Genomic DNA, 25,991 nt, shown 5'->3' with positions numbered 1-25,991 from the left:
TCGCCCGCGGCCGACCGGCGCCCGGGCGGGGGCGTCGAGTCGAGGTTCAGGAGAGCCAGCCCTTGAGGACCGCGCGGGCCCCGGCCTCGAAGCGGTTGCCGGCGCCGAGCCGGGTCATCAGCTGGGCGACGATCCGGCTGACCGAGCGCTGCGAGACGCCGAGCCGGTCCGCGATCTGGTCGTTGGTCCGCCCGCCCGCGAGCTGGAGCAGCACCTCGCGCTCCATCCCGGTCGGGGCGTCCGTCTCCTCGCCGCAGGGGGCCTCCGCCTCGGCGAACTCGGTGCCCTCGTTCCAGCAGTGGTCGAAGAGCTGGCACAGGAAGCTGAGCACCGAGGGGTCGCGGATCAGCGCCGCCCCGGCGGCCGAGTCCTGCGGGTCCAGCGGTACCACCGCGCAGTCCCGGTCGTAGATCTGGAGCCGGGCGGGGAGCACCCCCGCGCTGCGCACCCGCGCCCCGCAGGCGGCGATCGTCTCCACGTACTGCACGGTGCCCCGGTGCCTGCGGGCGCTGTGCTGGAAGAGGGCCCGGACGCGGATCCCGCGCGCCAGCAGCTCCAGGTCCAGCGGCGTGGCCGCGCCGATGGCCGCCTCGCTCTGCCCGCCGCCGGGCACCAGCGCGTCCAGCGAGCCGGTGCAGGTGCGGGCGAGGTCGTCGATCACGGAGCGGAGGTTGTCCAGGCCCTCGACCACCTCGATGCTGCTCTGGGCCGAGCGCATCCCGCGCGCCTCCAGGTAGTCCCCGGAGAGGGCCAGCAACTGCTCGCGGGTGGCGGCCATGGTGATGCGCCGCTCCAAAATCTCCTGCTCCAGCGGCGCGAGGACCTGCTCGGCCGCGCTTTCGGGGCTGATCGCCACCCAGCCGCCGCCCGGGGAGGGCCGCAGCAGGCCCAGCCGGGACAGCCGCTCCTCCGCGCACTCGACCTCCGCGGCGCCGATCCCGGCGCGGGCCGCCAACTGGCCGGGCAGGTCGGTGGGGTGGGTGACCCGCAGCTGGTAGACCCGGACGGTCACCGGCTCCAGCTCCTCGTCCGACAGCCAGGGCCAGCCCTCCGCGCCCACGGCACCGTCCGCGCCCGCCGCGCCGTCCGTGGCCCCCGCGCCCTCCGGCCCGGACCCGGCGGCGGCCCCGGCCCCGGCCGTTCCGGCCTCGCCGGGCGGGCGCGCCGACGGCCCGGGGGGCAGCGGCGCCATCAGGACAGCCAGCCGTTCGATGCCGCCCGCGCCCCCGCCTGGAAGCGGCTGTCCGCGCCCAGACGGTCCATCAGCCGCGCCACGATCCGGCTCACCGACCGCGGGGACATGCCGAGTTGATGGGCGATCGCCTCGTCCTTCTTGCCCGCGGCCATCAGCAGCAGCACGTTCCGCTCCACGCCGGTGGGCTCGGGTCCGCCCTTCTGGTCGTCCTTGGCGAAGTCCACCGCCCGGTCCCAGTAGTGCTCGAAGAGCTGCTGGAGGAACGCCAGCACCGCCGGGTCGCGCACCAGCGCCGCCCCCGCCGCCGAGTGCCGCGGGTCCAGCGGCAGCACCGCGCAGCCGCGGTCGTAGATCAGCAGCCGGGCGGGCAGCACGCTCGCCGTGCGCACCTGGGCGCCGGCGCCGACCAGGGTCTCCGTGTACTGCGCCACCGCCCAGTGGTTGCGCGCGGCCTGCTGGATCAACTGCCGCATGCGCACACCACGTTCGAGTACTTCCAGGTCCAGCGGGGTCGCCGCGCGGATGGCCTCCTCCGGCGGGCGGCCCGGCACCAGCGCGTCCAGCGACTCCGTGCAGGTGCGGGCGAGGTCGTCGATCACGGCGCGGATGTTCTCGATGCCCTCGACCACCTCGATGCTGCTCTTGGCCGAGCGCATGCTGCGGGCCTCCAGGTAGTCCCCGGAGAGAGAGTGCAGCCGGGCACGGGTGGTGGCCATCGCGATCCGCCGCTGCAGGATCTCCTGCTCCAGCGGCGCGAGCAGGGCGTCCGCGGCGCTCTCGGGGCTGATCGCCACCCGCCCCCCGCCGGGGGAGGGGCGCAGGAGGCCGAGCGCGAAGAGGCGTTCCTCCGCTTCGGACACCTCAGCGGGCGTCAGGCCGGAACGTGACGCGATCTGATCGACAGAGTCCGTAGGGTGGATCACGCGGAGCCGGTAAACTTGTGTGGCCGCCGCGTCTATTTCGCCGGATTCGTGCACGCTCTTCTTCCTTGAACGACATCAGCCAGCCCCTTGGCGTCAACCTGACAGGCGAGATGATGCCACAGCGACTCTATCGACTTCGTGGTGAAAGCTCGTGAGCATGATGAGGCCAACATGTCATCCATGTTCGCCCAGGTGGACACACGGAAGAGGGAACTGTGAAGAAGTTTGTTCTCGGAGTTTTCGCTGCCCTGCTGATCACAGCGGCCTCAGCCGGGGTTGCGGCGGCCCAGGGGACCAGCGCAGTTGAGGGCGGAAGCTCGACCCAGGCGGCCTCTCCGACCGGCAACATCTGGTTCTGAGCCCCCGCGGCCGGAAGGACAACCGCAAGGACAAGGAGGCGGTCCGATGACGCCCGAGACTCCCCTCGCGGTCCTGCTCAGTCCGCGCCGCTCCGCCGTCGAGGCGGCCCACCGCGTCGGGGCCCGGGCCCTCGTGCTCGCGCCCGACCTGTCGGCTCCCGGCATCCGCCGGGCGGCCGTCGCGGCTGACGACGCCCTCACCGTCGACTGGCTCGATCACCCGCGGCTGATGATGGCCATTGGTCACCTCGCACACCTCCCGGTCCGGGCAGCGGTCTTCGGCTTCACCGAGCTGAGCGCGCTCATCGCCGCCCGCGCGAACGAGGCGTTGCGCTTTCCGGGGAACCCACATGCGGCCGTCGCGTACCTCACGGACAAGGCTACCTTGCGCGGCAAGGTCAACCAGCTCACCGGTGCCCCCGTCCGGTTCGAGCACTGCGACCGCGCCGCGCACCTGCCGGCCGTGGCCGGGCGCGTCGGCTTCCCGTGCGTGGCCAAGCCGCGCACGGGCTCCGGCGGTCAGGACGTCCACCTGCTGCACGACGCGGCGGAGGCCGCGGCCCTGGCCGCCGGGCTCGCGCCCGAACCCGCCCTGATCGTCGAGGAGTTCCTCGACGGCCCCGAGTACAGCGTCGAGGCGCACTCGGCCGAGGGCGAGCACCGCATTCTGGCCATCACCAGGAAGCACCTGGCCGGCTGCCCCGTCGGCGGGCCGGCGGAGACGGGCTACGACCTGCCGGCCGACCTGGACCCGCCCACGGTCCGGGAGATCCACGCCCTCGTGACGGCCACCCTCACCACCGCGGGCCAGCTCAGCGGCCTCTCCCAGACCGAGGTGGTCCTCACCCGGGGCGGCCCGCGGCTGATCGAGTCCCACGCCCACCCCGGCTCCCCTCACATCGCCGGCCTGCTGCGGCTGGCCACGGGCACGGACCCCGTCGCCCTCACCCTGGCCTCAGCGCTGGGCCTCCCGGCCCCGCGCCCGGCGGCCCCCGGCTCGCCGCGGTGCGCGGGCGTGCGCTTCCTGCGCTTCCCGCCGGGCGTGCTGGCGGCGGTGGAGGGCGAACGCGAGGCGCGGGCGCTGGCCGGGGTGCGGGAGGTGGAGATCGGCGTGCCGGTGGGCGCGCGTGTACCGGAGACCACCAGCCGGGTCGCCGGGCACGGCTGGATCACGGCGGTCGCCGACGGCCCCCAGGAGCTGGAGGCCCTGCTGCGCAAGGCGCTGGACACCCTGCGCCCTGTCGTCGCCGAGGCCCCGGCCGGGCGGGAGCCCGGCGCAGAGCCGGCGGCCCGGGCCGTGAAGCCCGCGATGGAGGAGGAACACACTGCAGCCTGAGCACCCCCGCGCCCCAGCCCCGCTCAGGACTCCGGCCCCCCGCGCCGATCTGCTGCTCCCCCTCGACGGCGTCCTCTCCCGGCCCCCTGGCCGCCCCGCCTACTACGTCCTCGAACGCCGCGCCCCCGGCTCCGACGAGGTGATCCAGCGCGGCGTCCTCGGCTCCCTCGCCCTGCACGGCGTGGAGTCCGGGCACGTGCTGCGCCACCAGCAGGTCATCGAGGACCTGGTGCGCCACCAGGCCCGGCTGCTGAAGGAGCGCGGGGGCACCGCGCAGCCGCTGCTGCTGGCGGCGCCGGACCTGGGGGCGTTCGGCCGTTGCGTCGAGGAGGCGGTGGGCCGCCCGCCCGATCACGAGAGCATCGCCCCGGACGGCGGGCGCCGGCGGGTGTGGGTGAGCGCCGGGCCCTGGGACGGTGGGCCGCCCGCCCTGCCACCCGTGCTGCTCGCTGACGGGCACCACCGGCTGGCCGCCGCCCGCCTGCTGCACCGCCGCCACCCGGGCGCGGTGGCCGACCGGCTGCCCGCGCTGGTGGTGGACCACGGGCGGTACCCGCTGACGCTGGCCGCCGTGCACCGGGAGCTGCCGGGCCTGGACGCGGAGCGGGCGGCCGTCGCGGCGGCCCGCGTGGCACGGGTGGACGAGCACCCGGCGGGGCCGTTCCCGCCGCCCGGGCCCGGGGCGTTCCTGCTGACCGGGGGCGGTCGCGGGTGGAGCGTGTCGGAGATCACCCCGGCGGCGATGGCCGCGCGGATGCGCTTCCAGCCGCCCGAGTGGGTGGAGCTTCCGGCCGCGGTCAGCGACCGGGTGCTGATTCCGGCGCTGTGCGAGGATCAGGGCGTCGCGCCCGCGCCGCGGTACACGATCGGGGACCCCGCGCCGGGCACGACGGCGCTGGTCCTGCCCCCGCCGACGTGGGATCAGGTGTGGGCGGGAGCGGCCGGGGGGAGCGGCATGCCGCCCAAGAGCACCGCGCTCGGCCCGCCGCCGCCGCCCCTGGCGGGCTGCTCCGCGTAACGGGCGTGTTGCCGTCCCGCTCACCGCGCCGCCCGGCGCCCGGTGAGAGCAAGGTTTCGTCGGCGTCACCTCGTGCCACAGAGCGGAAACCCGGCCTTTCTACCTTCGGGCGAGCGAACCCCCGCCCCCGAACGCCCGATGGAGGCCGCCATGTCAGCCGCCCAGCCCGCCGCCGCCCGACGAGGGGGGCGCTGGATCGATGAGTGGGACCCGGAGAACGAGAGCTTCTGGGAGCGCGAGGGCAAGCACGTCGCGCGCCGCAACCTGATCTGGTCCGTCACCTCCGAGCACATCGGCTTCTCGGTGTGGAGCATGTTCTCGGTGCTCGCGCTGTTCATGGGCCCCGAGTACGGGATCGATCCGGCCGGCAAGTTCTTCCTGGTCGCCGTCGCATCGCTGGTCGGCGCGTGCCTGCGCGTGCCCTACGGCTTCGCCGTCGCCCGCTTCGGCGGGCGCAACTGGACGATCATCAGCGCCGGCCTGCTCCTGCTGCCGACCACCGCCCTCGTCCTCGTCATGGAGCCGGGCACCTCGTACACGACCTTCATGCTGGTCGCGATGCTCACCGGCGTCGGCGGTGCCAACTTCGCCTCGTCGATGACCAATATCAACAGCTACTACCCGATGCGGCTGAAGGGCTGGGCCCTGGGTGTCAACGCGGGCGGCGGCAACATCGGCGTGGCCGTGGTGCAGCTTGTCGGCCTCGGGGTCATCGCGGCGTTCGGCGACGGCCGGCCCCGGGTGATGCTGATGATCTACATCCCGCTGATCGTGCTGGCCACCGTGTTCAGCGCCCGCTACATGAACAACCTGGGACCGGTGCGCAACGACGCCGGAGCGGCCCGGGAGGCGGCCCGGGAGGGCCACACCTGGATCATGTCGTTCCTCTACATCGGCACCTTCGGCTCCTTCATCGGCTACAGCTTCGCGTTCGGCCTGGTGCTCCAGAACCAGTTCGACCGCACGCCGCTGGAGGCCGCCTCGCTCACCTTCCTGGGGCCGCTGCTCGGCTCCCTGATCCGGCCGGTCGGGGGTCAGCTCGCCGACCGTTTCGGGGGCGCGCGGATCACCTTGGGGAACTTCGCCCTGATGGCGGTGGCCACCTCCGTCGTGGTGGCGGCCTCCATGTCCGAGTCGCTCGCCCTGTTCATCACCGGCTTCATCATCCTGTTCGTGCTGACGGGCCTGGGCAACGGCTCGACGTACAAGATGATCCCGGGCATTTTCCAGGCCAAGGCGGCAGCGGCGGGCATGACGGGCGAGGCGGCGTACGCCTACGCCCGCCGGCTGGGCGGGGCGTCCATGGCCCTCATCGGTGCCGTCGGGGCGCTCGGCGGCCTGGGCATCAACCTCGCCCTGCGGCAGTCGTTCCTTTCGGCGGGGAACGCGACCGGCGCGTTCGTGGCCTTCCTCTGCTACTACGTGGTCTGCTTCCTGGTCACCTGGGCCGTATACCTGCGGCGCTCCAGCCTCGCCGCGGGCGGGTCCGCCGACCCGGGCGGCGCCGGAGCCGCCGACGAGGGCAGCAAGGACGGGCGCCCGGCGTACGCGGGGGTCTGAGCGCCCCTCACCCCCAGCCGGGCGTTACTTGTCGGTAACAAACAGGAACCGAGCCTGTCATGCCCCCTTGGCAGGCTCGGCTTCTTGTTACCGGGACGATGTCGGGACAGGCGCCGCAAGGGATGTCAGGACGGACGTCCCGGCCGGTGTCACGACATGGGTCCGGCTCGCACAGCGCCGGGCAGTCATCGGCACGCAACGACAGAGTGGACGGAGCGATGGACGGAGCGCAAACGGCCACCCGGGAGCCGCGCCCGCGGGAGGGCATCAGGCCGCTGGACGGCTTCACGATCGGCGTCACCGCGGCCCGCCGCGCGGACGAGCTGGCGGCCCTGCTGCGGCGGCGCGGCGCGGAGGTGCTGCACGCCCCCGCGCTGCGCATCGTGCCGCTCTCCGACGACGACGAACTGCTGGCCGCCACCCGGGCGCTGATCGCCCGGCCCCCGCAGGTGGTGGTCGCCACCACCGCCATCGGCTTCCGCGGCTGGATCGAGGCCGCCGACGGCTGGGGCCTGGGCGAGGAGCTGCTGCGCACCCTCGGAACGGCCGAGGTGCTGGCCCGCGGCCCCAAGGTCCGCGGGGCCGTGCGCGCCGCCGGGCTGACCGAGGACTGGTCCCCGGCCTCCGAGTCCATGGCCGAGGTCCTCCAGCGGCTCCTGGACGAGGGGGTGCAGGGCCGCCGGATCGCCCTCCAGCTCCACGGCGAGCCGCTGCCGGGCTTCATCGAGGCGCTCAGCGAGGCAGGCGCCGAGGTGGTCGACGTCCCCGTCTACCGCTGGATGCCCCCCGAGGACCTCGCCCCCCTGGACCGGCTGATCGACGCCGTGCTCTGCCGCGGCCTGGACGCCGTGACCTTCACCAGCGCCCCGGCCGCCGCCTCCCTGCTGCGCCGCGCCGACGAGCGGCACGTGCGCGAGGAGCTGCTGATGGCGTTCCAGAAGAACGTCCTGCCCGCCTGCGTGGGCCCGGTGACCGCGCTGCCGCTCCAGGCGTTCGACGTGCCCACCCTCCAGCCGGAACGCTTCCGGCTGGGGCCGCTGGTGCAGCTGCTGTGCCGCGAGCTGCCCGCCCGCGCCCGGCCGCTGCCGGTGGCCGGGCGGCAGCTGGAGATCCGCGGCCACGCCGTCGTCGTGGACGGCGACCTGCGGCCCGTGCCCCCGGCAGGGATGGCGCTGCTGCGGCTGCTGGCCCGCCGCCCGGGCTGGGTGGTGCCGCGCGCCGAGCTGCTGCGGGCCCTGCCCGGCGCCGGCCGCGACGAGCACGCCGTGGAGACCGCCATGGCCCGGCTGCGCAGCGCGCTGGGCGCGCCGATGCTCATCCACACCGTGGTCAAGCGCGGCTACCGGCTGGCGCTCGACCCGGCGCTCGACGGCGCCAAGTACGGCAAGTAGCGCGGGGGGCGCCCGGCTCGGCCGTGGAGCCCCGCGTGCCCGCTCCGCTCCCCGCCCGCCCCGGCGCGCGCCCCGCCGCGCCGGTGGTCTCACCAAATGGCCGGATCTCGCGTACGGTGGACCGCTGCCCTGCCGACAGCAGAAGGGGGCCGGAGCCTTGGACGTGCGGGAACGGGAGATCCGCGACGAGCAGCGGCATCTGGACGCGGTCTACGACCGGCTGGCCGAGAAGATCCACGAGGCCGAGTATTTGATGGCCGACGCCGCGCGCCGCGTGCAGGTCGGCACCCCCGGCGCCCTCGCGGAGCGCGACGCCCAGGTCTTCCGCGCCGGGCTGCATCTCTCCCGCCTCAACAGCGAGTTCGAGGACTTCCTCTTCGGCCGCATCGACCTGCTGGCCGGCAAGGACGGCGAGCGCGGTCCCGACGGCGCCTCCACCTCCCTCGAGCCGGCCGAGGACGCCGTGCGCGAGGAGCCCGGCGGCGGGCGCGTCGCGGAGATCGCGGAAACGCTGCACATCGGCCGGATGGGCGTCCTGGACGCCGAGTTCGTCCCCCTGGTCATCGACTGGCGCGCCCCGGCCGCCGCCCCCTTCTACCGGGCCACGCCCGTCGCGCCCGGCCGCGTCGTGCGCCGCCGCGTCATCCGCAGCCGTGGCCGCCGGGTGCTCTCCGTCGAGGACGACCTGCTGCGCCCCCAGGTGCGGGCCCTGTGCCGCGGCGCCGAGCTGGCCGTCGTCGGGGACGGCGCCCTGATGGCCGCCCTCGGGCGTACCCGCGGCAGCCGGATGACCGACATCGTCGCCTCCATCCAGGCCGAGCAGGACGAGGTGATCCGCGCCCCCGCCGTCTCCGTCACCGAGGTCACCGGCGGGCCCGGCACCGGCAAGACCGCCGTCGCCCTGCACCGCGCGGCCTACCTGCTCTACCAGGACCGGCGCCGGTACGCGGGCGGCATCCTCGTGGTCAGCCCCACCCCGCTGCTCGTCTCCTACACCGAGGGCGTCCTGCCCGCCCTCGGCGAGGAGGGCCAGGTCGCCATCCGCGCCCTGGGCTCGCTGGTCGAGGGCGCCGAGGCCGACTCCTACGACGACCCCGCCACCGCCCGGATCAAGGGCTCGGCCGTGATGGCCAGGGTCCTGCACCGCGCCGCCCGGGGCGCGGCCGAGTCCCCCGACGCCCCGCGCACGCTGCGGGTGGTCGCGTTCGGCCGCCGCGTGGAGCTGGGGGCCGAGGCCCTGGACCGGGCCCGCCGCCAGACCCTCGGCGGCACCGCCCCCGTCAACCTGCTGCGCCCGCGCGCCAGGCGGCTGCTGCTGGACGCGCTGTGGGAGGAGTCCGGGGGCCCCGGGCGGTACCCGGATCGCGCCCTTGCCGAGGAGGCGCGGGAGGCGTTCAACGAGGACATCGGCACCGAGGACGCCTTCCGCGACTTCCTCGCCGCCTGGTGGCCCGAGGTCACGCCGCTGGGCGTGCTGCGCGCGATGGCCGAGGAGCAGCGCCTGGCCCGCTGGGCGCGCCGGCTGCTGCGCCCGCGCGAGGTGCGGCAGCTCGCGCGCTCCCTGCGCCGGGTCACGCCCTCCGGCGCGGGCCTGTCCGCGCACGACGTGGCGCTGCTGGACGAGCTGCGCGCCCTGGTCGGGGCCCCGCCCCGGCCCGCCGCGCCCCGCGCGGCCGACCCGCTGGACCAGCTCACGGGCCTGGAGGAGGTCACCACCCACGCCGACCGGGCGGCCGGGGGCCGCCGGGCACGCGACCGGGACCCCGAGGCCGCGGGGGAGCGCACCGACTACGCGCACGTCATCGTGGACGAGGCCCAGGACCTCACGCCCATGCAGTGGCGGATGGTCGGCCGCCGCGGCCGGCAGGCCAGCTGGACGGTGGTCGGCGACCCGGCGCAGAGCTCGTGGCCCGCGCCCGAGGAGGCCGCCGCCGAGCGCGACGCCGCCCTGGGCCGCCGCGCCCGCCGCCGCTTCGAACTGACCGTCAACTACCGGAACCCGGCCGAGATCGCCCGCGTGGCGGACGGCGTGCTGGCCCGCGCCCTGCCCGGCGCGCGCCCCCCGCGCGCCGTCCGTGAGACCGGCGTCGCCCCCCGTTTCGCCGCCGTCCCGGCCGGCGGGGACCTGGCCGAATCCGTGCGCGCCGAGGCCCGCCGCCTGCTCGACGAGGTGCCCGGCACCGTCGGCGTGGTCGTGGCCATGCACCGCAGGGAGGCCGCCCGCGGCTGGCTGGCCGGGCTCGGCGCGGGGGAGCGTCTTGTGGTGCTGGGCAGCCTGGAGGCCAAGGGCCTGGAGTACGACGCGACGCTGGTGGCCGCCCCCGGCGAGATCGCCGGGGAGTCCCCGGCCGGGCTGCGGATCCTCTACGTGGCCCTCACCCGCGCCACCCAGCGGCTGACCGTGCTGGCAGGCGCCGCGGACGAGCCGGACGCCGCGGGCCTGCCCGCGCTGCTGCGGTAACGGCCGGGCCGCGGCGGCACGCCGTTGACCTGCGCGTTCCGGGCCGGTTGACCCGCGGGGCGATTGAGGTAGCCTGGAATTGGCGCCGGCCCGTTTCATGCCCCCGGGCCCAACCATTGTCGCTACGAGCGACCACTTGCCGCGAGGCGAGCTGGCGGGTCGGTGCCCCCAATCCCTCCTTTTTCGCGTCCCGCCGCCGCGGGCGTTTCCCGGCCGCCCTTCCCCCGGCGTTCCCCCGTCGTTCTCCCGCCCCGGCCACGGGCCTCCGACCTGCTGTGACGCCGCGTGACCTTTGTGGTCACGGCGTTCTCCCCGAGCTTTTCGCGCCGCCCGCGCCTCTCGTAAGGTGGCAGCGACTCGGGGGGCGGTACGCGGAGAGTGAAGGAAGTCGGCCCATGGCTACGGCGCCCAGTGTGTCCTACTCGATGACCGTGCGGCTGGAGGTGCCGGCCAGCGGAACGGCCGTCAGCCAGCTCACCACGGTCGTGGAATCCTCCGGCGGCTCCGTCACGGGCCTCGACGTCACCGCCTCGGGGCACGAGCAGCTCCGCATCGACGTCACCATCGCGGCCGGCTCCACCGCGCACGCCGACGAGATCGTGGAGAAGCTGCGCGGCATCGAGGGCGTGGCGCTCGGCAAGGTCTCCGACCGGACGTTCCTGATGCACCTCGGCGGCAAGATCGAGATGAAGTCGAAGCATCCGATTCGCAATCGCGATGACCTGTCGATGATTTACACCCCCGGCGTCGCCCGGGTGTGCACGCAGATCGCCGCCCACCCCGAGGACGCCCGCCGCCTCACCAGCAAACGGAACAGCGTGGCCGTGGTCACCGACGGTTCCGCCGTGCTGGGCCTGGGCAACATCGGCCCGCACGCCGCGCTCCCGGTGATGGAGGGCAAGGCCGCGCTGTTCAAGCGCTTCGCCGGCATCGACGCCTGGCCGCTGTGCCTGGACACCCAGGACACCGACGCCATCGTGGAGATCGTCAAGGCCATCGCGCCCGGCTTCGCCGGGATCAACCTGGAGGACATCTCCGCCCCCCGCTGCTTCGAGATCGAGGCCCGGCTGCGCGAAGCCCTGGACATCCCCGTCTTCCACGACGACCAGCACGGCACGGCCATCGTCGTGCTCGCCGCCCTGCACAACGCCCTGCGTGTCGTCGGCAAGGAACTGGGCGCGATCCGCGTGGTGATGTCGGGCGCGGGCGCCGCGGGCACCGCCATCCTCAAGCTGCTGCTCCAGGCCGGGGTCCGCCACGCCGTCGTCGCGGACATCAACGGCGTGGTGCACGCCGGGCGTTCCGACCTGGTGAACGCGGACGGGGATTCGCCGCTGCGCTGGATCGCGGACAACACCAACCCCGAGGGCGTCACCGGGACCCTGGCCGAGGCGATCAGGGGCGCCGACGTCTTCGTCGGCGTCTCCGCGCCCAACGTCCTCACCGCCGCGGACGTCGCGGCCATGGCCCCCGGCGCCATCGTCTTCGCGCTCGCGAACCCGGACCCCGAGATCGACCCCGCCGTCGCCCGCCAGACGGCCGCCGTAGTGGCCACCGGCCGCTCCGACTTCCCCAACCAGATCAACAACGTTCTGGTCTTTCCCGGGGTCTTCCGCGGGCTGCTGGACGCCCAGTCCCGCACCGTGACCGACGCGATGATGCTCGCCGCGGCCCGGGCCCTGGCCGATGTCGTCGGCCAGGGGGAGCTGAACGCCAACTACATCGTTCCCAGCGTCTTCAACGAGCGGGTCTCCGGCACCGTCGCCGGGGCCGTGCGCGAGGCCGCCCAGGGGCAGGCCGCGCACCAGGGCTGACACCCGCGAGTCGCGTGTCGCGGGGTGCCCGGCCGCCCCTTAGGGTGACGGCGAGGCAGATCCTCCGGGACCCGGAGGGACATGACCGGCGTGATCGCAGCGCCTCTTCGTGTGACCCGGCCGGAGACGGATTGGCCTTCGCGCTACCGGTAGGGGCAGGATGCCTACCCGGGCGAGGGGTTCGTCGAAGGCTTCACCCGGCTCCGGGCAGTGTCAGTGGGCCCTGGCAGCATCGGCTTCGATCTCACGCCTCATTGGCAAGATGAACACGGGAGTACGAATTATGAACCGCAGTGAGCTGGTGGCCGCTCTCTCCGAGCGCGCCGAGGTGACTCGGAAGGACGCCGACTCCGTGCTGGCGGCCCTGGCCGAGACCATCGCGGAGGTCGTTGCCAAGGGGGATGAGAAGGTCACGATTCCCGGCTTCCTCACCTTCGAGCGCACCCACCGCGCCGCCCGCACCGCCCGCAACCCGCAGACCGGCGAGCCCATCCAGATCCCCGCCGGCTACAGCGTGAAGGTGTCGGCGGGCTCCAAGCTGAAGGATGCCGCCAAGGGCAAGTGACGGCCCCATGAAGGCCACCAGGGGCGGCTCCCCGCAACGGAGCCGCCCCTTCCCGCTGTTCGCCTCGCCCCGGCCTCCCCCCGGGGGTACCCCCATCCCGGCCCGCCCCGGGCGTTCGCGGCCTTGGCCCGCCCCGGGCGTTCGCCCTCCCGGCCGCCGCCCGCATCGCCCGTGACCAGGGGCCCGGCGGCTCTCCCCCCGCACCCCTGGATGGTGAATCATGTCCCCATGACCGAGGAGTCCTCGCTCACCGGGCGGCTGCTGGTGGCCACCCCGGCGCTGTCCGATCCGAACTTCGACCGTTCCGTGGTGCTCCTCCTCGACCACGACCGGGAGGGAGCCCTCGGCGTGGTCCTGAACCGGCCCACCCCGGTCGGCGTCTCCGAGGTGCTGGAGCCGTGGGCGGCGCTGGCGGGCGAGCCCGGCGTGGTCTTCCAGGGCGGCCCGGTCGCGCTGGACGCGGCCCTGGCCCTGGCCGTGGTCCCCGGCTCGGGCCCGCTGGGCTGGCGCCGGGTGCACGGCTCGATCGGCCTGGTGGACCTGGAGGCGCCGCCCGAGGTGCTGGCCGCCGAGCTGGGCTCCCTGCGGATCTTCGCCGGATACGCCGGGTGGGGCCCCGAGCAGCTGGAACGCGAGCTGGACGAGGGCGCGTGGTACGTCGTGGACTCCGAGCCGGGGGACGTCTCGGCTCCCGAGCCGGAACGCCTGTGGCGGGCCGTGCTGCGCCGCCAGCGGGGGCGCCTGGCGCTCCTCGCCACATATCCGGACGACCCCTCGCTCAATTAGGCTTGGTACTCATGAGCACTCTTGAGCCCGAGCAGCCCGAGCGCGGAGCGGGCACCGGCACCCTCGTCGAGCCCACCCCGCAGACCACGCACGGCGATGGCGACCACGAGCGCTTCGCGCACTACGTCCAGAAGGACAAGATCATGGCCAGCGCGCTGGACGGGACGCCCGTCGTCGCGCTCTGCGGCAAGGTCTGGGTCCCCGGGCGCGACCCCAAGAAGTACCCCGTCTGCCCCACCTGCAAGGAGATCTACGAGTCCATGGGCTCCTTCGGCGGCGGCAAGAACGGCAAGGACGGCGGCAAGCAGTAGGCCCGCCTGCGCGGGCCGTGACACGGCGCTCCGCGTGCCTGCGCGATCCGCCTGCGCGATCCGCCTGCGCCGGGGGCCGCCCCGGGCCCGCGGCCGGGCTCTTGTGCGGCGACGGCCGCCAGGCCCTGGGCCCAGGCCCCTGCGCGGCGCTGGCCGCCTGGCGGCGGGCCCGGGCGAATGGCCGCTGCGCCCACGCGGGAGCGAGGCCCGCGCCCGGCTCCGGCCCTTGCGGGCCGAGCCCGCGAGTCCCGGTTGCCGCGCTCGGGGCCGTGACCTGCGGTCTCCGGCCGTCACGCTCGGCGCACGGCCGAGCGTGGCCGATCGCGTGTGCCCTCCGCGGCGCCCAGGCCGAGCGTGACCCGCCGTGTGTGTGTCGTCCCCGCCGTCCGGCCGAAGGCGGCCCGGGGCGGCTCCGCGCCTGGCCTGAGGTCCTCGGCCGGGTTCGTCACCGCGGACATCGCGGCCGTCGGGGAGGGCCCCGCTGGTCGGCCCCGGCCCTGGGCTTCGTCGGGCAGGATCCGCGGCCCGGCCGTCGGCCTCGGGTTGCCCGGGCGGTCTCGGGAAGCTCCCGGCCGCGTACGGCCGTGAGTCCCGGCTCCTGGCCGCCGCCGGAGGCGCGCGGGCGCGGAGCGCCGCTCGCGCCGTCGGCCGCGGCCCGCCTCCGGCTCCGGTTGCCGTCCACGGGCGGGCGTTCCGGGCCGGGCCTGTGGCTGCCGCTCCGGCAGGAGGCGCGCGTGCCCTGATCGTGTGAGTTGTGCGGTGGGGGGTGGGGCGGTCGCGGGGGTGTGAGGTGGGGGCTTACGGGCGGTGGACCCCCGAGGTCCCGGGGCGTGAGAATGTGCCAGAGTTGCCACGTCCCGGCCCCGAGCACGTACCGTACGGCTCGGCAGCCGGGACGACCGGGAAAGGGGCAGCTGGATTTGAGCACGCACGCACCGCAGGCATCGTCGCCCGCCCGCCTCGTCGCGCTGCCCGCCACCCTCGACGACGCGGTGGCGGCCCTGGCCGAGGTGCCCGCGGCCGTCCCGGTGGCCGGCGGCACCGACCTGATGGCCGCGGTCAACGCCGGCCTGCTCCGCCCCGCGGCCCTGGTCGGCCTCGGCCGCCTCGCGGAGCTGCGCGGCTGGGCGTACCAGGACGGCCACGCGCTCCTGGGGGCCTGCCTCACCCACGCGCGGATGAGCCGCCCCGACTTCGCCGCCCTGATCCCCGCCCTGGCCGCCGCCGCCCGCTCCGCCGGGCCGCCCCAGGTGCGCAACGCCGGCACCCTCGGCGGGAACGTCGTCTCCGCCGCCGCCTTCGGGGACACCCTGCCCGTCCTGGCCGCCCTGGAGGCGACCCTGCTGGTCGCGGGCCCCGAGGGCGACGGCCGGCAGATCCCCATCGGGCAGCTCCTGGCCGGACGCGACCGGCTGCACCCCGGCGAGCTGCTGGCCCACGTCCGGGTGCCGCTGCTGCACGCGCCGCAGACGTTCCTGAAGGCCACCACCCGCTCCGGGCCCTCCCGGGCGCTGGCCTCGGTGGCCGTGGTGCTCGACCCGGTGCGCCGCGAGGTGCGCTGCGCGGTCGGCGCCGTCGCCCCGGTCCCGCTGCGCCCCCTGGACGCGGAACGCTGGGTCGCCTCGCTCGTCGACTGGGACGGCGACCGGGGGCTGGCCCCCGAGGCGCTGGCCGCGTTCGGAGACTACGTCGGGATGGCCTGCATCCCCGACCCGGGGCCCGAGCCCGCGCCCGGCGACCGCGAGGCCGGTCAACTTCCCCTCGTCCTACTGCAGTTGAGGCGTACGGTGGCGACACTGGCCCGCCGTGGACTCGGGAGGGCTCTCGCATGAGCAACGACCAGCGGCCCGAGCAGGACCCGCCGGCCCCCGGGCCCGGCGGCTGGGGAGGGGAGTACGACGCGGAGGCGACCGCGTTCATAGAGCTGCCCCCCGGCTACCAGCGGGAGGCGGGCGAGGACCCGCTGGCAGCGCCGGGTCACGGGTACCGGCCGCCGGTGATCGAGCCGCCGGGCTCCGGCACGCCCCCGCCCGCCGCGGCGACGCCCACCACCGACCCCGGAGCCGCCGGGCAGTGGACCCTGCCGTTCGCCGCCGACCCGCCCGCGACGGGCAGCGCCGCCGCCATGGGCCAGGGCGCCGCGCTGGCCGGCCGCCGCCCCCTGGGCTCGGGACCGCCGCGCGCCGAGGGGCAGGACGAGCCGGCCTGGTTCGCCGACCACGGCGCCGCGCACCGCGAGGCCGGGGACGGCTTTCCGGCCGTCCCCGCGCCCTGGCCCGGCCGGGATGGGGGTACCCCCAGGCGGAGCCTGGGGGAGGCCGGTCCGCACCCCGCAGAGCCGCTCCCCGCCGACGCGGGCGGCACCTGGAGCACCCCCGCCGACGCCGGACCCTGGGCCGCCGGTCCCGGCGCCCCCGTCCCCGAGCCCGCCCCCGGCGAGGTCCCCTCCGGCCTCCCGGCCCCCGGCGGCAGCCGCAGCGAGCACCCCGAGGTCTCCTACGTGCTGCGGGTCAACGGCGTGGACCGGCCCGTCTCCGGCGCCTGGATCGGCGAGTCCCTGCTGTACGTGCTGCGGGAGCGCCTCGGCCTGGCCGGGGCGAAGGACGGCTGCGCCCAGGGCGAGTGCGGCGCCTGCTCGGTGCAGGTGGACGGCCGCCTGGTCGCCGCCTGCCTGGTGCCCGCCGCCACGGCCGCCGGCAGCGAGATCCGCACCGTGGAGGGGCTGGGCGGCGACGGCGCGCCCTCGGACGTTCAGCGGGCGCTGGCCGCCACGGCCGTGCAGTGCGGCTTCTGCCTGCCCGGCATGGCCATGACCATCCACGACCTGCTGGAGGGCAACCACGCCCCCACCGAGCTGGAGACCCGCCAGGCGCTGTGCGGCAACCTCTGCCGCTGCTCCGGCTACCGGGGCGCGCTCGACGCGGTCCGCGCGGTTGTCGAGGAGCGCGCGGGGAAGGCGGCGCACGGGGGGCACCAGGCGCACCCGGCCCCCCGGGCCGGCGAACAGGCAGGACAGGACGGGGCGGCCCGGATCCCCCACCAGGCCGGGCCCCCGGGAGGCATGTGATGACGGAGCAGCCAGGCGACGCCGCGTCGGCGGTCACGGTGGTTCCCGTGCAGGGCACCCCCGCCCCCCCGCCGCGCCGCGTCCCCCACGGGCTCGGCTCCCCGCTGGGGCCGGCCGACGCCGAGGCCAAGGTGCAGGGCACCCACCCCTACACCGCCGACCTTTGGGCCGAGGGCCTGCTGTGGGCGGCGGTGCTCCGCTCCCCGCACCCGCACGCCCGGATCGTCTCCCTCGACACCTCCGCCGCCACCGCCATGCCCGGCGTGCGGGCCGTGGTCACCCACGAGGACGTGGACGGCGACGGCGGCCTGGGCCGCACGGCCGGCGACCGCCCGGCCCTGGCCTCCGAGGTGGTGCGCTATCACGGCGAGCCGGTGGCCGCCGTCGCCGCCGACCACCCGGGAACGGCCCGCCTGGCCGCCGCCGCCATCGCCGTCGAGTACGAGGTGCTCGACCCGGTGACCGACCCGGAGAAGTCCTTCCGCGCCCCGGCCATCCACCCCGACGGCAACGTCGTGCGCCACATCCCGCTGCGCCACGGCGACCCCTCCGTCACCGGCGAGGTCGTCGTCGAGGGCGTCTACCGCATCGGCCGCCAGGACCCCGCGCCCGTGGGCGCCGAGGCCGGGCTGGCCGTGCCCCGCCCGGACGGCGGCGTGGAGGTGTACGCGGGGAGCACCGACCCGCACGGCGACCGTGACCGGCTGGCCGCCTGCCTGGGCCTGGCCGCCGAGCAGGTCAAGATGTACGTCACCGGCGTGCCCGGCGCCCTGGCCGACCGCGAGGACCTGGGCTTCCAGGTCCCGCTCGCCCTGCTGGCCATCCGCACCGGCTGCCCCGTCAAGCTCGCCGCCAGCCGCGAGGAGTCCTTCCTCGGCCACGCCCACCGGCACCCCACGCTGCTGCGGTACTGGCACCACGCCGACGCCTCCGGGCGGCTGGTGAAGGTCGAGGCCCAGCTGCTGATGGACGCCGGGGCCTACGCCGACGACTCCCCGGAGGCCCTGGCCGCCGCCGTCGCCCTGGCCGCCGGTCCCTACCGCGTGCCGAACGCCGTGATCGACGGCTGGGCCGTGCGCACCAACAACCCCCCCTCCGGCTACGTCCGCGGCGAGGGCGCCCTCCAGGTCTGCGCCGCTCACGAGGGCCAGATGGACCGCCTCGCCGCGCGCCTGGGCATCGACCCGGGCGAGCTGCGGGCGCGCAACGTCCTGGGCACCGGCGACCCGCTGCCCACCGGACAGGCCGTGACCTGCCCGGCGCCCGTGGCCGAGCTGCTGACGGCCGTTCGCAACGCGCCGATGCCCGCGCTGCCCAAGGACGGGCCCGTGGAGGACTGGCTGCTGCCCGGCGGCCCGGACGGCGCGGCCGACCCCGCGGCCGTGCGGCGCGGGGTGGGCTACGCCCTGGGCATGGTGCACATGCTCGGCGCCGAGGGGACCGACGAGGTGTCCACGGCCACGGTCAAGGTGGAGGGCACCGTCGCCACCGTGCTGTGCGCCGCGGTGGAGACCGGGCAGGGCTTCGCGACGCTGGCGCGGCAGATCGTTCAGGACGTGCTGGGCGTGGAGGAGGTGCACGTCGCCCCCGTGGACACCGACCAGCCGCCGGCCGGGCCGGGCGGGCGCGGGCGGCACACCTGGGTCTCGGGCGGCGCGGTGGAGCGGGCCGCGAAGATGGTGCGCACCCAGCTTCTCCAGCCGTTGGCCGCGAAGTTCGGGATGTCCGCCGAGCTGCTGAGCATCGCCGACGGCAAGATCACCTCCTACGACGGGGTCCTGTCCACCACGGTGGCCGAGGCCCTGGAGGGCAAGGAGCTGTGGGCGACCGCGCAGTGCCGCCCGCACCCCACCGAGCCGCTGAACGAGGCGGGCCAGGGCGACGCGTTCGTGGGCCTGGGCTTCGCGGCCGTGCGCGCGGTGGTGGACGTGGACGTGGAGCTGGGCGCGGTGCGGGTGGTGGAGATGGCCATCGCGCAGGACGTCGGCCGCGTCCTCAACCCCCGCCAGCTGCGCGCCCGGATCGAGGCGGGCATCACGCAGGGCGTGGGCGCTGCGCTGACGGAGCACCTGCGGGTGGCGCGCGGGGTGGTGCGGCGGCCCGACCTGGCCGGGTACGCGCTGCCGACCGCGCTGGACGCGCCGGACGTGCGGATCGTGAAGATCGTCGAGGAGCGGGACGTGGTCGCGCCGTTCGGGGCCAAGTCGGGGGTCAGCGCGGTGCCGCTGGTCGTCTCCCCGGCGGCCGTGGCCGCGGCCGTCCGCGCCGCCACCGGGCGCCCGGTCAACCGGCTGCCCATCCGCCCGCAGATGGCGGTCTCGCCCGCGCCGGGCCGCACGGAGTGACCATCGGGGGGCCGGGACCGGCCCCCGCCACGGCCGTCGGGACCAGGACCAACGGCCGACCGGATCACGTCCCCCGGCCATAGGCAACCCGGGCGTTCGCTCCTTACCGTGATACGTATGACGAACGCCGACGCCGCGGCCCTGGCCGCCCCCGGAGCGCCCCCGGCAGGACCCGCCCGCGACGGGGTCCTCTCCCGGCCGTACCGGGCGCTGACCCTGGGGTGCGTCAGCGCCATCCTGCTGATCGCCTTCGAGGCCATGGCGGTGGGCACCGCGATGCCCGCGGCGGCCGAGGCGCTGGACGGCGTCTCGCTCTACGCCTTCGCGTTCTCCGCCTACTTCACCACCAGCCTGCTGGGCATGGTCGCCTCCGGGCAGTGGTGCGACCGCCGCGGCCCGGCCGGGCCGGTGGTGGCCGGGATCGGGGCGTTCTCGGCCGGGCTCCTGGTCTCCGGAACGGCCGGGGCGATGTGGGTCTTCGTCCTGGGCCGCGCCGCGCAGGGCATAGGCGGCGGCCTGGTGATCGTCGCGCTGTACGTCACGGTCAGGCGGGCGTTCCCCGAGCACCTGCGGGCCGCGGCGCTCGCGGCCTTCTCGGCGGCCTGGGTGGTGCCCTCGATGGTGGGGCCGGTCGTGGCCGGGACGGTCACCGAACAGTTCGGCTGGCGCTGGGTGTTCCTCGGCATCACGGTGCTGGTGGTCCTGCCGCTGGCCGTGATGCTCCCGGCGCTGCGGCGGATCGGGAACGCCCCGCCCGAGGACGTGGGGGAGGGCGGGGCGGCCGGGGGCGGGCGTTTCGACGGCCGCAGGCTGCGGATGGCCGGGGCAGCGGCGCTGGGCGCGGGCCTGCTCCAGCTCGGCGGGCAGGAGGTGCGGTGGCTGGCGCTGCTGCCCGCCGCGGCCGGGCTGGCGCTGCTGGTGCCCTCGGCGCGGGCGCTGCTGCCGCGCGGCATCTTCCGGGCGGCCCGCGGGCTGCCCGCGGTGATCGGGCTGCGGGCGCTGACCTCCGCCTCCTACATGGCCACCCAGACCTTCGTGCCGCTGATGCTGGTCTCCCGCCGCGGCCTGTCCTACACCGAGGCGGGCCTGGCGCTGGCCGCCTCGGGGGCGCTGTGGGCGGCCGGTTCCTGGGTGCAGGCCAGACCCTGGGCCGAGCGGCACCGGTACCGGCTGGTGCGGCTGGGCGCCGCGCTGATCGCCGCGGCGGGAGCCGCGACGCCGCTGGTGCTGTTCGAGCGGGTGCCGGTGTGGATGCCCGCGCTGACGCTGGGCGTCGGGGCGCTGGGCATGGGCCTGGTGGTGGCCTCCGTCGGCGTGCTGGTGCTGCGGCTGTCCGAACCCCGGGAGGCGGGCGGCAACATCGCCGCCCTCCAGGTCTGCGACAGCCTGGGCAACGTCGTGATGCTCACGGCCGTCGGCACCCTCTTCGCCGCCCTGGGCGGCGACCCGGCCGCCGCCCACGAGGAGGCCGAGCGGATCGCGGGCACGATCGGCGCCGGCGCCTTCTGGGGCGTCTACGCGGCGGCCACGGCCGTCGCCCTGCTGAGCAATCTCGTGGCCGCCCGCCTGCGCGAGCGCGGCGGGAGGGCCTGAGCGGCCCGGGACGACCGCCCGGATGCCCACGGGGCAACGGCCGTCGCGTGGCCGCCGCCAAGCCGCGCGGGCGGCCGTCCGGCCGGCGGGGCGCGGGCCGGAGGCCGGCCGGTCCGCCACCGGAGGTGGCCGCACCGCCCCGCGCGGGGCGCGGGTAGGGTGGCGCGGTGCCGGGTCCTCGCCGGAACGGGGCCGGTGAAGTGCCGCCCGCGCCTGCGCCGAGACCCGTCGGGAGACCGTGAGTACCGCAGCCTCGTCCTCCACCCCGCCGTCCGCGCCGTCCTCGCCCGCGGCGTTCTCCTCGCACCTCTCGCCCGCCTTCCCCGGCCGCGCCCCCTGGGGCACCGCGGCCCGGCTGCGGGCCTGGCAGCAGGCGGCGATGGAGGCGTATCTGGCGGACCAGCCACGGGACTTCCTCGCCGTGGCCACCCCCGGCGCGGGCAAGACCACCTTCGCGCTGACCCTGGCCTCCTGGATGCTGCACCACCACGCCGTCCAGCAGGTGACCGTCGTGGCGCCCACCGAACACCTGAAGACCCAGTGGGCGGATGCCGCCGCGCGCATAGGGATCCGCCTCGACCCCTCCTACAGTGCCGGGCCGCTGGGCCGGGAGTTCCACGGGGTGGCCGTGACCTACGCGGGCGTCGGCGTGCGCCCGATGCTGCACCGCAACCGCTGCGAGCAGCGCAAGACCCTGGTCATCCTCGACGAGATCCACCACGCCGGCGACTCCCGCTCCTGGGGCGAGGCGTGCCTGGAGGCGTTCGAGCCCGCGACCCGCCGCCTCGCGCTGACCGGCACGCCCTTCCGCTCGGACACCAACCCCATCCCGTTCGTCACCTACGCCGAGGGCGCCGACGGCGTGCGCCGCTCGGTCGCGGACTACACCTACGGGTACGGCAACGCCCTGGCCGACGGCGTCGTGCGGCCCGTCATCTTCCTCTCCTACAGCGGCTCGATGCGCTGGCGCACCCGCGCCGGGGACGAGGTCGCCGCCCGCCTCGGCGAGCCGATGACCAAGGACGCCACCGCCCAGGCCTGGCGCACCGCGCTGGACCCCAAGGGCGAGTGGATGCCGGCCGTGCTCTCGGCCGCCGACCGGCGGCTGTCCGAGGTGCGGCGCGCGGTGCCGGACGCGGGCGGCCTGGTCATCGCCGCCGACCAGGACTCCGCCCGCGCCTACGCCAAGCTGATCCGGGAGATCACCGGCGAGCGCGCCACCGTCGTCCTCTCCGACGACGCCGGGGCCTCGGGCCGGATCGAGGAGTTCCGCGAGGGCCGGGAGCGGTGGATGGTCGCGGTGCGGATGGTCTCCGAGGGCGTGGACGTGCCGCGGCTGGCGGTCGGGGTGTACGCCACGACGATCTCCACGCCGCTGTTCTTCGCGCAGGCGGTGGGGCGCTTCGTGCGCTCCCGGCGGCGCGGCGAGACGGCCTCCGTCTTCCTGCCCACCATCCCCGACCTGCTGACCTTCGCGCAGGAGCTGGAGCGCGAGCGCGACCACGTGCTGGACAAGCCCCAGCGCGCCGGCGAGGAGGAGGACCCCTACGGGCCCGAGGAGAAGCTGCTGCGCGAGGCCGAGCGCCAACAGGACGAGGCGGACGGCACCCAGGACCAACTCCCCTTCGAGGCACTGGAGTCGGAGGCCGTCTTCGACCGCGTCATGTACGACGGGGCCGAGTTCGGCATGCAGGCGCACCCCGGCAGCGAGGAGGAGCAGGACTACCTCGGCATCCCCGGCCTGCTGGAGCCCGACCAGGTCAAGCTCCTGCTCCACCGGCGCCAGCAGCGGCAGATCGCGCACAGCCGCCGCAAGCCGGACGAGGAGGCCGACCTGATCGAACTGCCCGCCGAGCGGCGGCCCGTGGTCAGCCACAAGGAGCTTCGCGAGCTGCGCCGCGAGCTGAACTCCCTGGTCGGCGCCTACGCCCACCAGTCCGGCAAGCCGCACGGCGTCATCCACACCGAGCTGCGCCGCGCCTGCGGCGGCCCCCCCACCGCCGAGGCCACCGCGGGCCAGCTCCGCCAGCGCCTGGCGAAGCTGCGCGAGTGGGCCACCCGCATGCGGTGAACGCCCCCGGCGGGCGCGCGGCGCGGGCGGGTGAACGGCCGCGGCGGGCCCCGGCGCGCCCCGGTGAACGTCCGAAGTGCCGCGCCACGCCAACTCGGCGGATTCGGGCGCGAGAGGGCGCGAAACGATCAGCACCTGCTCGGATTCTGGACACCCCCTTCCGCTTACCGGTGACCGTGGATAAGTTTCCGGTCACGCGCATGCCCACTGGCTGCGCGACCCCCGCCCGCACCCACCCCCTCCGCCGCGCTGCCACGGGACCGGCAGCCGCGGCGTTCGCGCGGGCGGCGCACCGCACCAGGAGGTGTCGTGACCGCGGAGACCTCTCAGACCCTCGACCGGGGACTGCGCGTCCTCAAGCTGCTGGCCGAGACCGACCACGGCCTGACCGTCACCGAGCTGTCCAAGCAGCTCGGCGTCAACCGCACCGTCGTCTACCGCCTGCTCGCCACCCTCGAACAGCACTCCCTCGTCCGCCGCGACGCGGGGGGACGGGCCCGGGTCGGGGTCGGCGTGCTGGGCCTGGGCCGGCAGGTGCATCCGCTGGTCCGCGAGGCCGCGCTGCCCGCGCTGCGGGCGCTGGCCGAGGACGTCGGCGCCACCGCCCACCTGACCGTGGTGGACGGCAACGACGCCCTGGCCGTGGCCGTGGTCGAGCCGAGCTGGACCGATTACCACGTGGCCTACCGCACCGGCTTCCGCCACCCCCTGAACCGGGGCGCCGCGGGCCGGGCCATCCTCACCGGCCGGGCCCGCGACCTGCTGGACCAGGACGCGTTCGTCCTCACCCGGGGCGAGCTGGAGGCGGGCGCCAGCGGCGCCGCCGCCCCGCTGCCGCCCGAGGCCGGGATCGAGGGCAGCGTGGGTGTGGTGATGCTCAGCGACTCCGTGCCGCCCGGGGTGGGCCCCCGCGTGGTCCGGGCCGCGCGGGAGGTCGCCGAGGTCCTGCGTTAGATTCGCTGCCATGTCCGCCGCACCGACGAAGCCGCCGACGCCCGCGCCCAAGGCCCCGCCCGCAGGCCGCCGCCGGCCCCTCGTGCTCGCCGCGTGCGGCGCGGCCACGGCGGCGCTGCTGGGCGTCGCGGCCCTGGCGCCGCTGCCGTTCTCCGTCACCCGGCCCGGGATGACCGCCGACGTGCTCGGCGCGTACCGGGGGGAGACGGTGATCACCGTCACCGGCGCCGAGGTCAGGCGCCCGGAGGGCGAGCTGCGGATGACCACCATCAACGCCACCTCCCCCGAGGCCACGGTCCGGATGGCCGACGTCCTGACCGGCTGGCTGGCCGACGACGAGGCCGTCATGCCGCGCGAGGCCGTCTACCCCGTGGGGGACACCCCCGAGGAGATCAACCGGCACAACGCCGGCCAGATGCGCGAGTCCCAGGAGGTCGCGGTCACCGCGGCGCTGGCCCACCTGGGCCTGGAGGACAGCGGGATCGAAGTCGAGTTGAACCTCGCGGACGTCGGCGGCCCCAGCGCCGGCCTGCTGTTCTCGCTGGGCATCGTGGACCTGCTGGAGGGGGACGGCGAGGGCGGGGACCTCACCGGCGGGCGGACCGTGGCCGGCACGGGCACCATCGAGGCGGACGGCACGGTCGGGCCGGTCGGCGGCGTTCCCCTGAAGCTGCGCGCGGCGCGCAGGGACGGGGCGACGGTCTTCCTGGTGCCGCGCGAGGAGTGCGGGGACGCCACCGCCGATACCCCCGAGGGCCTGCGCCTGATCCCGGTGGGCACCCTCACCGACGCCCTCGACGCGCTGCGCGCCCTGAACGCCGGGGGAGACGTCCCCTCCTGCTGAACGCTCCCCCGCGTGGGGGCACCCCCGGACGGAGTCCGGGGGAGGGAGGTACCCCCATCGCCGCGCACGGCCGTTGAGGCCCCGGGCGGCGCACCGCCCCCGCGCGTGCAGGTCGCGGGGGCGGCCGTGGGGGGTGGTGTCCTTAGAGATTCCCGCGCCGGGCCTGTTCACGCTCGATTGCTTCGAAGAGGGCTTTGAAATTCCCTTTGCCGAATCCGAGCGATCCGTGACGCTCGATCACCTCGAAGAAGACCGTGGGCCGGTCCTGCACCGGCTTGGTGAAGATCTGCAAGAGGTAGCCGTCCTCGTCCCGGTCGGCCAGGATGCTCAGCTCCCGCAGCGTCTCCACCGGCACCCGCGTGCGGCCCACCCAGTCCCCGAGGGTGTCGTAGTAGGAGCCGGGCACGTCCAGGAACTCCACGCCGGACTCCCGCATCGTGCGCACCGTGCGGACGATGTCCTCGGTCGTCAGCGCGATGTGCTGCACCCCGGGCCCGCCGTAGAACTCCAGGTACTCGTCGATCTGCGACCGCTTGCGCCCGGCGGCGGGCTCGTTGATGGGGAACTTCACCTTCCGGGTGCCGTCCGCGACCACCTTCGACATCAGCGCCGAGTACTCCGTGGCGATGTCGTCCCCGACGAACTCCTTCATATTGGTGAAGCCCATGACCCCCCGGTAGAAGTCCACCCAGGCGTCCATCCGCCCCAGCTCCACGTTTCCCACGCAGTGGTCGACCCCGGTGAACGTCAGGGGCGCGCGCGGCGGGACCAGGGGTGCGGCGGCGCGGTAGCCCGGCAGGTAGGGCCCGGAGTACCCCGAGCGTTCCACCAGGGTGTGCCGGGTGTCCCCGTAGGTGGCCACCGTCGCCAGCACCACCGAGCCGTGCTCGTCGGACTCCCGGCGCGGGGCGGCCAGGCCCCGGGCGCCGTTGGCGGTGGCGTGGGCGTAGGCGGCGCGGGCGTCGGGCACCTCCACGGCCAGGTCCAGCACGCCGTCCCCGTGCACCGCCACGTGCCGGGCCAGCTCCCGCCCCGCCGGCGTGTGCGGCGCGATCACGGAGGTCAGCACGAACCGCGCTCCCCCCGACTCCAGCACGTAGCTGGCGCTCTCGCGGTGGCCGTTCTCCGGGCCCCGGTAGGCGACCAGGGTCATCCCGAAGGCGGTCGAGTAGTAGTGCGCGGCCTGCTTGGCGTTGCCGACGGCGAAGACGATCGCGTCCATCCCGCGCACGGGGAACGGGTCGTCGTCCGGCGCGCCCGCGCTCCTGAGCCCGCCCCTGCCCGGCTTCCTGACGACATCCATACCGGCCAGCCTGCGCGTACGGCCGCAAACTGCGCAATAGTGTGCATCAGCGCTGGACAACCTGCTCAGCCGAGAGGGCGGGGCGGCGTTCGATC

Annotated in this window: 19 protein-coding genes; 16 read left to right on the top strand and 3 right to left on the bottom strand. The window is 75.6% G+C overall.

Annotated elements, in window-relative coordinates:
• Nucleotides 1-46: 46 nt before the first annotated feature.
• Both RM780_RS12930 and RM780_RS12925 read right to left on the bottom strand, forming a co-directional pair.
• Complete coding sequence (locus RM780_RS12930; protein WP_311630808.1) at nucleotides 47-1,192, bottom strand: helix-turn-helix transcriptional regulator; 1,146 nt, start codon at nucleotides 1,190-1,192, stop codon at nucleotides 47-49.
• On the bottom strand, nucleotides 1,192-2,055 hold the full coding sequence (locus RM780_RS12925) for a helix-turn-helix transcriptional regulator (protein WP_311630807.1): 864 nt from the start codon (nucleotides 2,053-2,055) through the stop codon (nucleotides 1,192-1,194). The genes RM780_RS12930 and RM780_RS12925 overlap by 1 nt, the downstream gene beginning before the upstream one ends.
• 468 nt (nucleotides 2,056-2,523) lie before the next feature.
• Between RM780_RS12925 and RM780_RS12920 the strand changes: the two genes are divergently transcribed.
• From RM780_RS12920 to RM780_RS12845, 16 genes are all read left to right on the top strand, one after another.
• Complete coding sequence (locus RM780_RS12920) at nucleotides 2,524-3,813, top strand: ATP-grasp domain-containing protein (RefSeq protein ID WP_311630805.1); 1,290 nt, start codon at nucleotides 2,524-2,526, stop codon at nucleotides 3,811-3,813.
• On the top strand, nucleotides 3,803-4,831 hold the full coding sequence (locus RM780_RS12915) for a DUF1015 family protein (protein ID WP_311630827.1): 1,029 nt from the start codon (nucleotides 3,803-3,805) through the stop codon (nucleotides 4,829-4,831). The genes RM780_RS12920 and RM780_RS12915 overlap by 11 nt, the downstream gene beginning before the upstream one ends.
• 150 nt (nucleotides 4,832-4,981) lie before the next feature.
• On the top strand, nucleotides 4,982-6,391 hold the full coding sequence (locus RM780_RS12910) for a nitrate/nitrite transporter (RefSeq protein ID WP_311630804.1): 1,410 nt from the start codon (nucleotides 4,982-4,984) through the stop codon (nucleotides 6,389-6,391).
• A 218-nt stretch (nucleotides 6,392-6,609) separates the two neighbouring features.
• On the top strand, nucleotides 6,610-7,782 hold the full coding sequence (locus RM780_RS12905) for a uroporphyrinogen-III synthase (protein WP_311630803.1): 1,173 nt from the start codon (nucleotides 6,610-6,612) through the stop codon (nucleotides 7,780-7,782).
• 157 nt (nucleotides 7,783-7,939) lie between these two features.
• Nucleotides 7,940-10,243, top strand: coding sequence for a HelD family protein (locus RM780_RS12900; RefSeq protein ID WP_311630802.1), 2,304 nt, complete (start codon nucleotides 7,940-7,942; stop codon nucleotides 10,241-10,243).
• A gap of 395 nt (nucleotides 10,244-10,638) precedes the next feature.
• Nucleotides 10,639-12,057 carry an NAD-dependent malic enzyme gene (locus RM780_RS12895; protein ID WP_311630801.1) on the top strand — a complete coding sequence of 473 codons (1,419 nt, stop codon included), beginning with the start codon at nucleotides 10,639-10,641 and terminating at the stop codon, nucleotides 12,055-12,057.
• A gap of 283 nt (nucleotides 12,058-12,340) precedes the next feature.
• Nucleotides 12,341-12,622: an HU family DNA-binding protein gene (locus tag RM780_RS12890; RefSeq protein ID WP_311630800.1), complete on the top strand. Its 282-nt coding sequence runs from the start codon at nucleotides 12,341-12,343 to the stop codon at nucleotides 12,620-12,622.
• A gap of 228 nt (nucleotides 12,623-12,850) precedes the next feature.
• Complete coding sequence (locus tag RM780_RS12885) at nucleotides 12,851-13,408, top strand: YqgE/AlgH family protein (protein WP_311630799.1); 558 nt, start codon at nucleotides 12,851-12,853, stop codon at nucleotides 13,406-13,408.
• 11 nt (nucleotides 13,409-13,419) lie between these two features.
• Nucleotides 13,420-13,719 carry a DUF3039 domain-containing protein gene (locus tag RM780_RS12880; RefSeq protein ID WP_311630798.1) on the top strand — a complete coding sequence of 100 codons (300 nt, stop codon included), beginning with the start codon at nucleotides 13,420-13,422 and terminating at the stop codon, nucleotides 13,717-13,719.
• A 920-nt stretch (nucleotides 13,720-14,639) separates the two neighbouring features.
• On the top strand, nucleotides 14,640-15,551 hold the full coding sequence (locus tag RM780_RS12875) for an FAD binding domain-containing protein (RefSeq protein ID WP_311630797.1): 912 nt from the start codon (nucleotides 14,640-14,642) through the stop codon (nucleotides 15,549-15,551).
• On the top strand, nucleotides 15,548-16,786 hold the full coding sequence (locus tag RM780_RS12870) for a (2Fe-2S)-binding protein (protein WP_311630796.1): 1,239 nt from the start codon (nucleotides 15,548-15,550) through the stop codon (nucleotides 16,784-16,786). Before RM780_RS12875 ends, RM780_RS12870 begins: the two co-directional genes overlap by 4 nt.
• Nucleotides 16,786-19,131: a xanthine dehydrogenase family protein molybdopterin-binding subunit gene (locus RM780_RS12865; RefSeq protein WP_311630795.1), complete on the top strand. Its 2,346-nt coding sequence runs from the start codon at nucleotides 16,786-16,788 to the stop codon at nucleotides 19,129-19,131. Before RM780_RS12870 ends, RM780_RS12865 begins: the two co-directional genes overlap by 1 nt.
• A 117-nt stretch (nucleotides 19,132-19,248) precedes the next feature.
• Nucleotides 19,249-20,724, top strand: a complete 1,476-nt coding sequence (locus RM780_RS12860) for an MFS transporter (protein WP_311630794.1) — start codon at nucleotides 19,249-19,251, stop codon at nucleotides 20,722-20,724.
• A gap of 238 nt (nucleotides 20,725-20,962) precedes the next feature.
• Complete coding sequence (locus RM780_RS12855; RefSeq protein WP_311630793.1) at nucleotides 20,963-22,795, top strand: DEAD/DEAH box helicase; 1,833 nt, start codon at nucleotides 20,963-20,965, stop codon at nucleotides 22,793-22,795.
• A gap of 309 nt (nucleotides 22,796-23,104) precedes the next feature.
• Nucleotides 23,105-23,749, top strand: a complete 645-nt coding sequence (locus tag RM780_RS12850; protein ID WP_311630792.1) for an IclR family transcriptional regulator — start codon at nucleotides 23,105-23,107, stop codon at nucleotides 23,747-23,749.
• Between the two features lie 10 nt (nucleotides 23,750-23,759).
• Nucleotides 23,760-24,593, top strand: a complete 834-nt coding sequence (locus tag RM780_RS12845) for a S16 family serine protease (RefSeq protein ID WP_311630791.1) — start codon at nucleotides 23,760-23,762, stop codon at nucleotides 24,591-24,593.
• 142 nt (nucleotides 24,594-24,735) lie between these two features.
• Here the strand turns inward: RM780_RS12845 and hppD are convergent, their stop codons facing one another.
• Entirely contained in the window at nucleotides 24,736-25,896 is a 1,161-nt protein-coding gene (hppD, locus tag RM780_RS12840; protein ID WP_311630790.1) for a 4-hydroxyphenylpyruvate dioxygenase, read from the bottom strand.
• Between the last annotated feature and the right edge of the window lie 95 nt (nucleotides 25,897-25,991).

Source organism: Streptomyces boetiae, from assembly GCF_031845405.1.
Lineage (GTDB): Bacteria > Actinomycetota > Actinomycetes > Streptomycetales > Streptomycetaceae > Streptomyces > Streptomyces boetiae.
This window is presented reverse-complemented; position numbering and strand designations above follow the sequence as displayed.

Bases quoted from the DNA above. Each gene is read 5' to 3' on its own strand.
- RM780_RS12930 (WP_311630808.1), bottom strand. From the start codon at position 1,192: ATGGCGCCGCTGCCCCCCGGGCCGTCGGCGCGCCCGCCCGGCGAGGCC.
- RM780_RS12920 (WP_311630805.1), top strand. From the start codon at position 2,524: ATGACGCCCGAGACTCCCCTCGCGGTCCTGCTCAGTCCGCGCCGCTCC.
- RM780_RS12910 (WP_311630804.1), top strand. From the start codon at position 4,982: ATGTCAGCCGCCCAGCCCGCCGCCGCCCGACGAGGGGGGCGCTGGATC.
- RM780_RS12905 (WP_311630803.1), top strand. From the start codon at position 6,610: ATGGACGGAGCGCAAACGGCCACCCGGGAGCCGCGCCCGCGGGAGGGC.
- RM780_RS12895 (WP_311630801.1), top strand. From the start codon at position 10,639: ATGGCTACGGCGCCCAGTGTGTCCTACTCGATGACCGTGCGGCTGGAG.
- RM780_RS12890 (WP_311630800.1), top strand. From the start codon at position 12,341: ATGAACCGCAGTGAGCTGGTGGCCGCTCTCTCCGAGCGCGCCGAGGTG.
- RM780_RS12885 (WP_311630799.1), top strand. From the start codon at position 12,851: ATGACCGAGGAGTCCTCGCTCACCGGGCGGCTGCTGGTGGCCACCCCG.
- RM780_RS12880 (WP_311630798.1), top strand. From the start codon at position 13,420: ATGAGCACTCTTGAGCCCGAGCAGCCCGAGCGCGGAGCGGGCACCGGC.
- RM780_RS12870 (WP_311630796.1), top strand. From the start codon at position 15,548: ATGAGCAACGACCAGCGGCCCGAGCAGGACCCGCCGGCCCCCGGGCCC.
- RM780_RS12865 (WP_311630795.1), top strand. From the start codon at position 16,786: ATGACGGAGCAGCCAGGCGACGCCGCGTCGGCGGTCACGGTGGTTCCC.
- RM780_RS12860 (WP_311630794.1), top strand. From the start codon at position 19,249: ATGACGAACGCCGACGCCGCGGCCCTGGCCGCCCCCGGAGCGCCCCCG.
- RM780_RS12845 (WP_311630791.1), top strand. From the start codon at position 23,760: ATGTCCGCCGCACCGACGAAGCCGCCGACGCCCGCGCCCAAGGCCCCG.
- hppD (WP_311630790.1), bottom strand. From the start codon at position 25,896: ATGGATGTCGTCAGGAAGCCGGGCAGGGGCGGGCTCAGGAGCGCGGGC.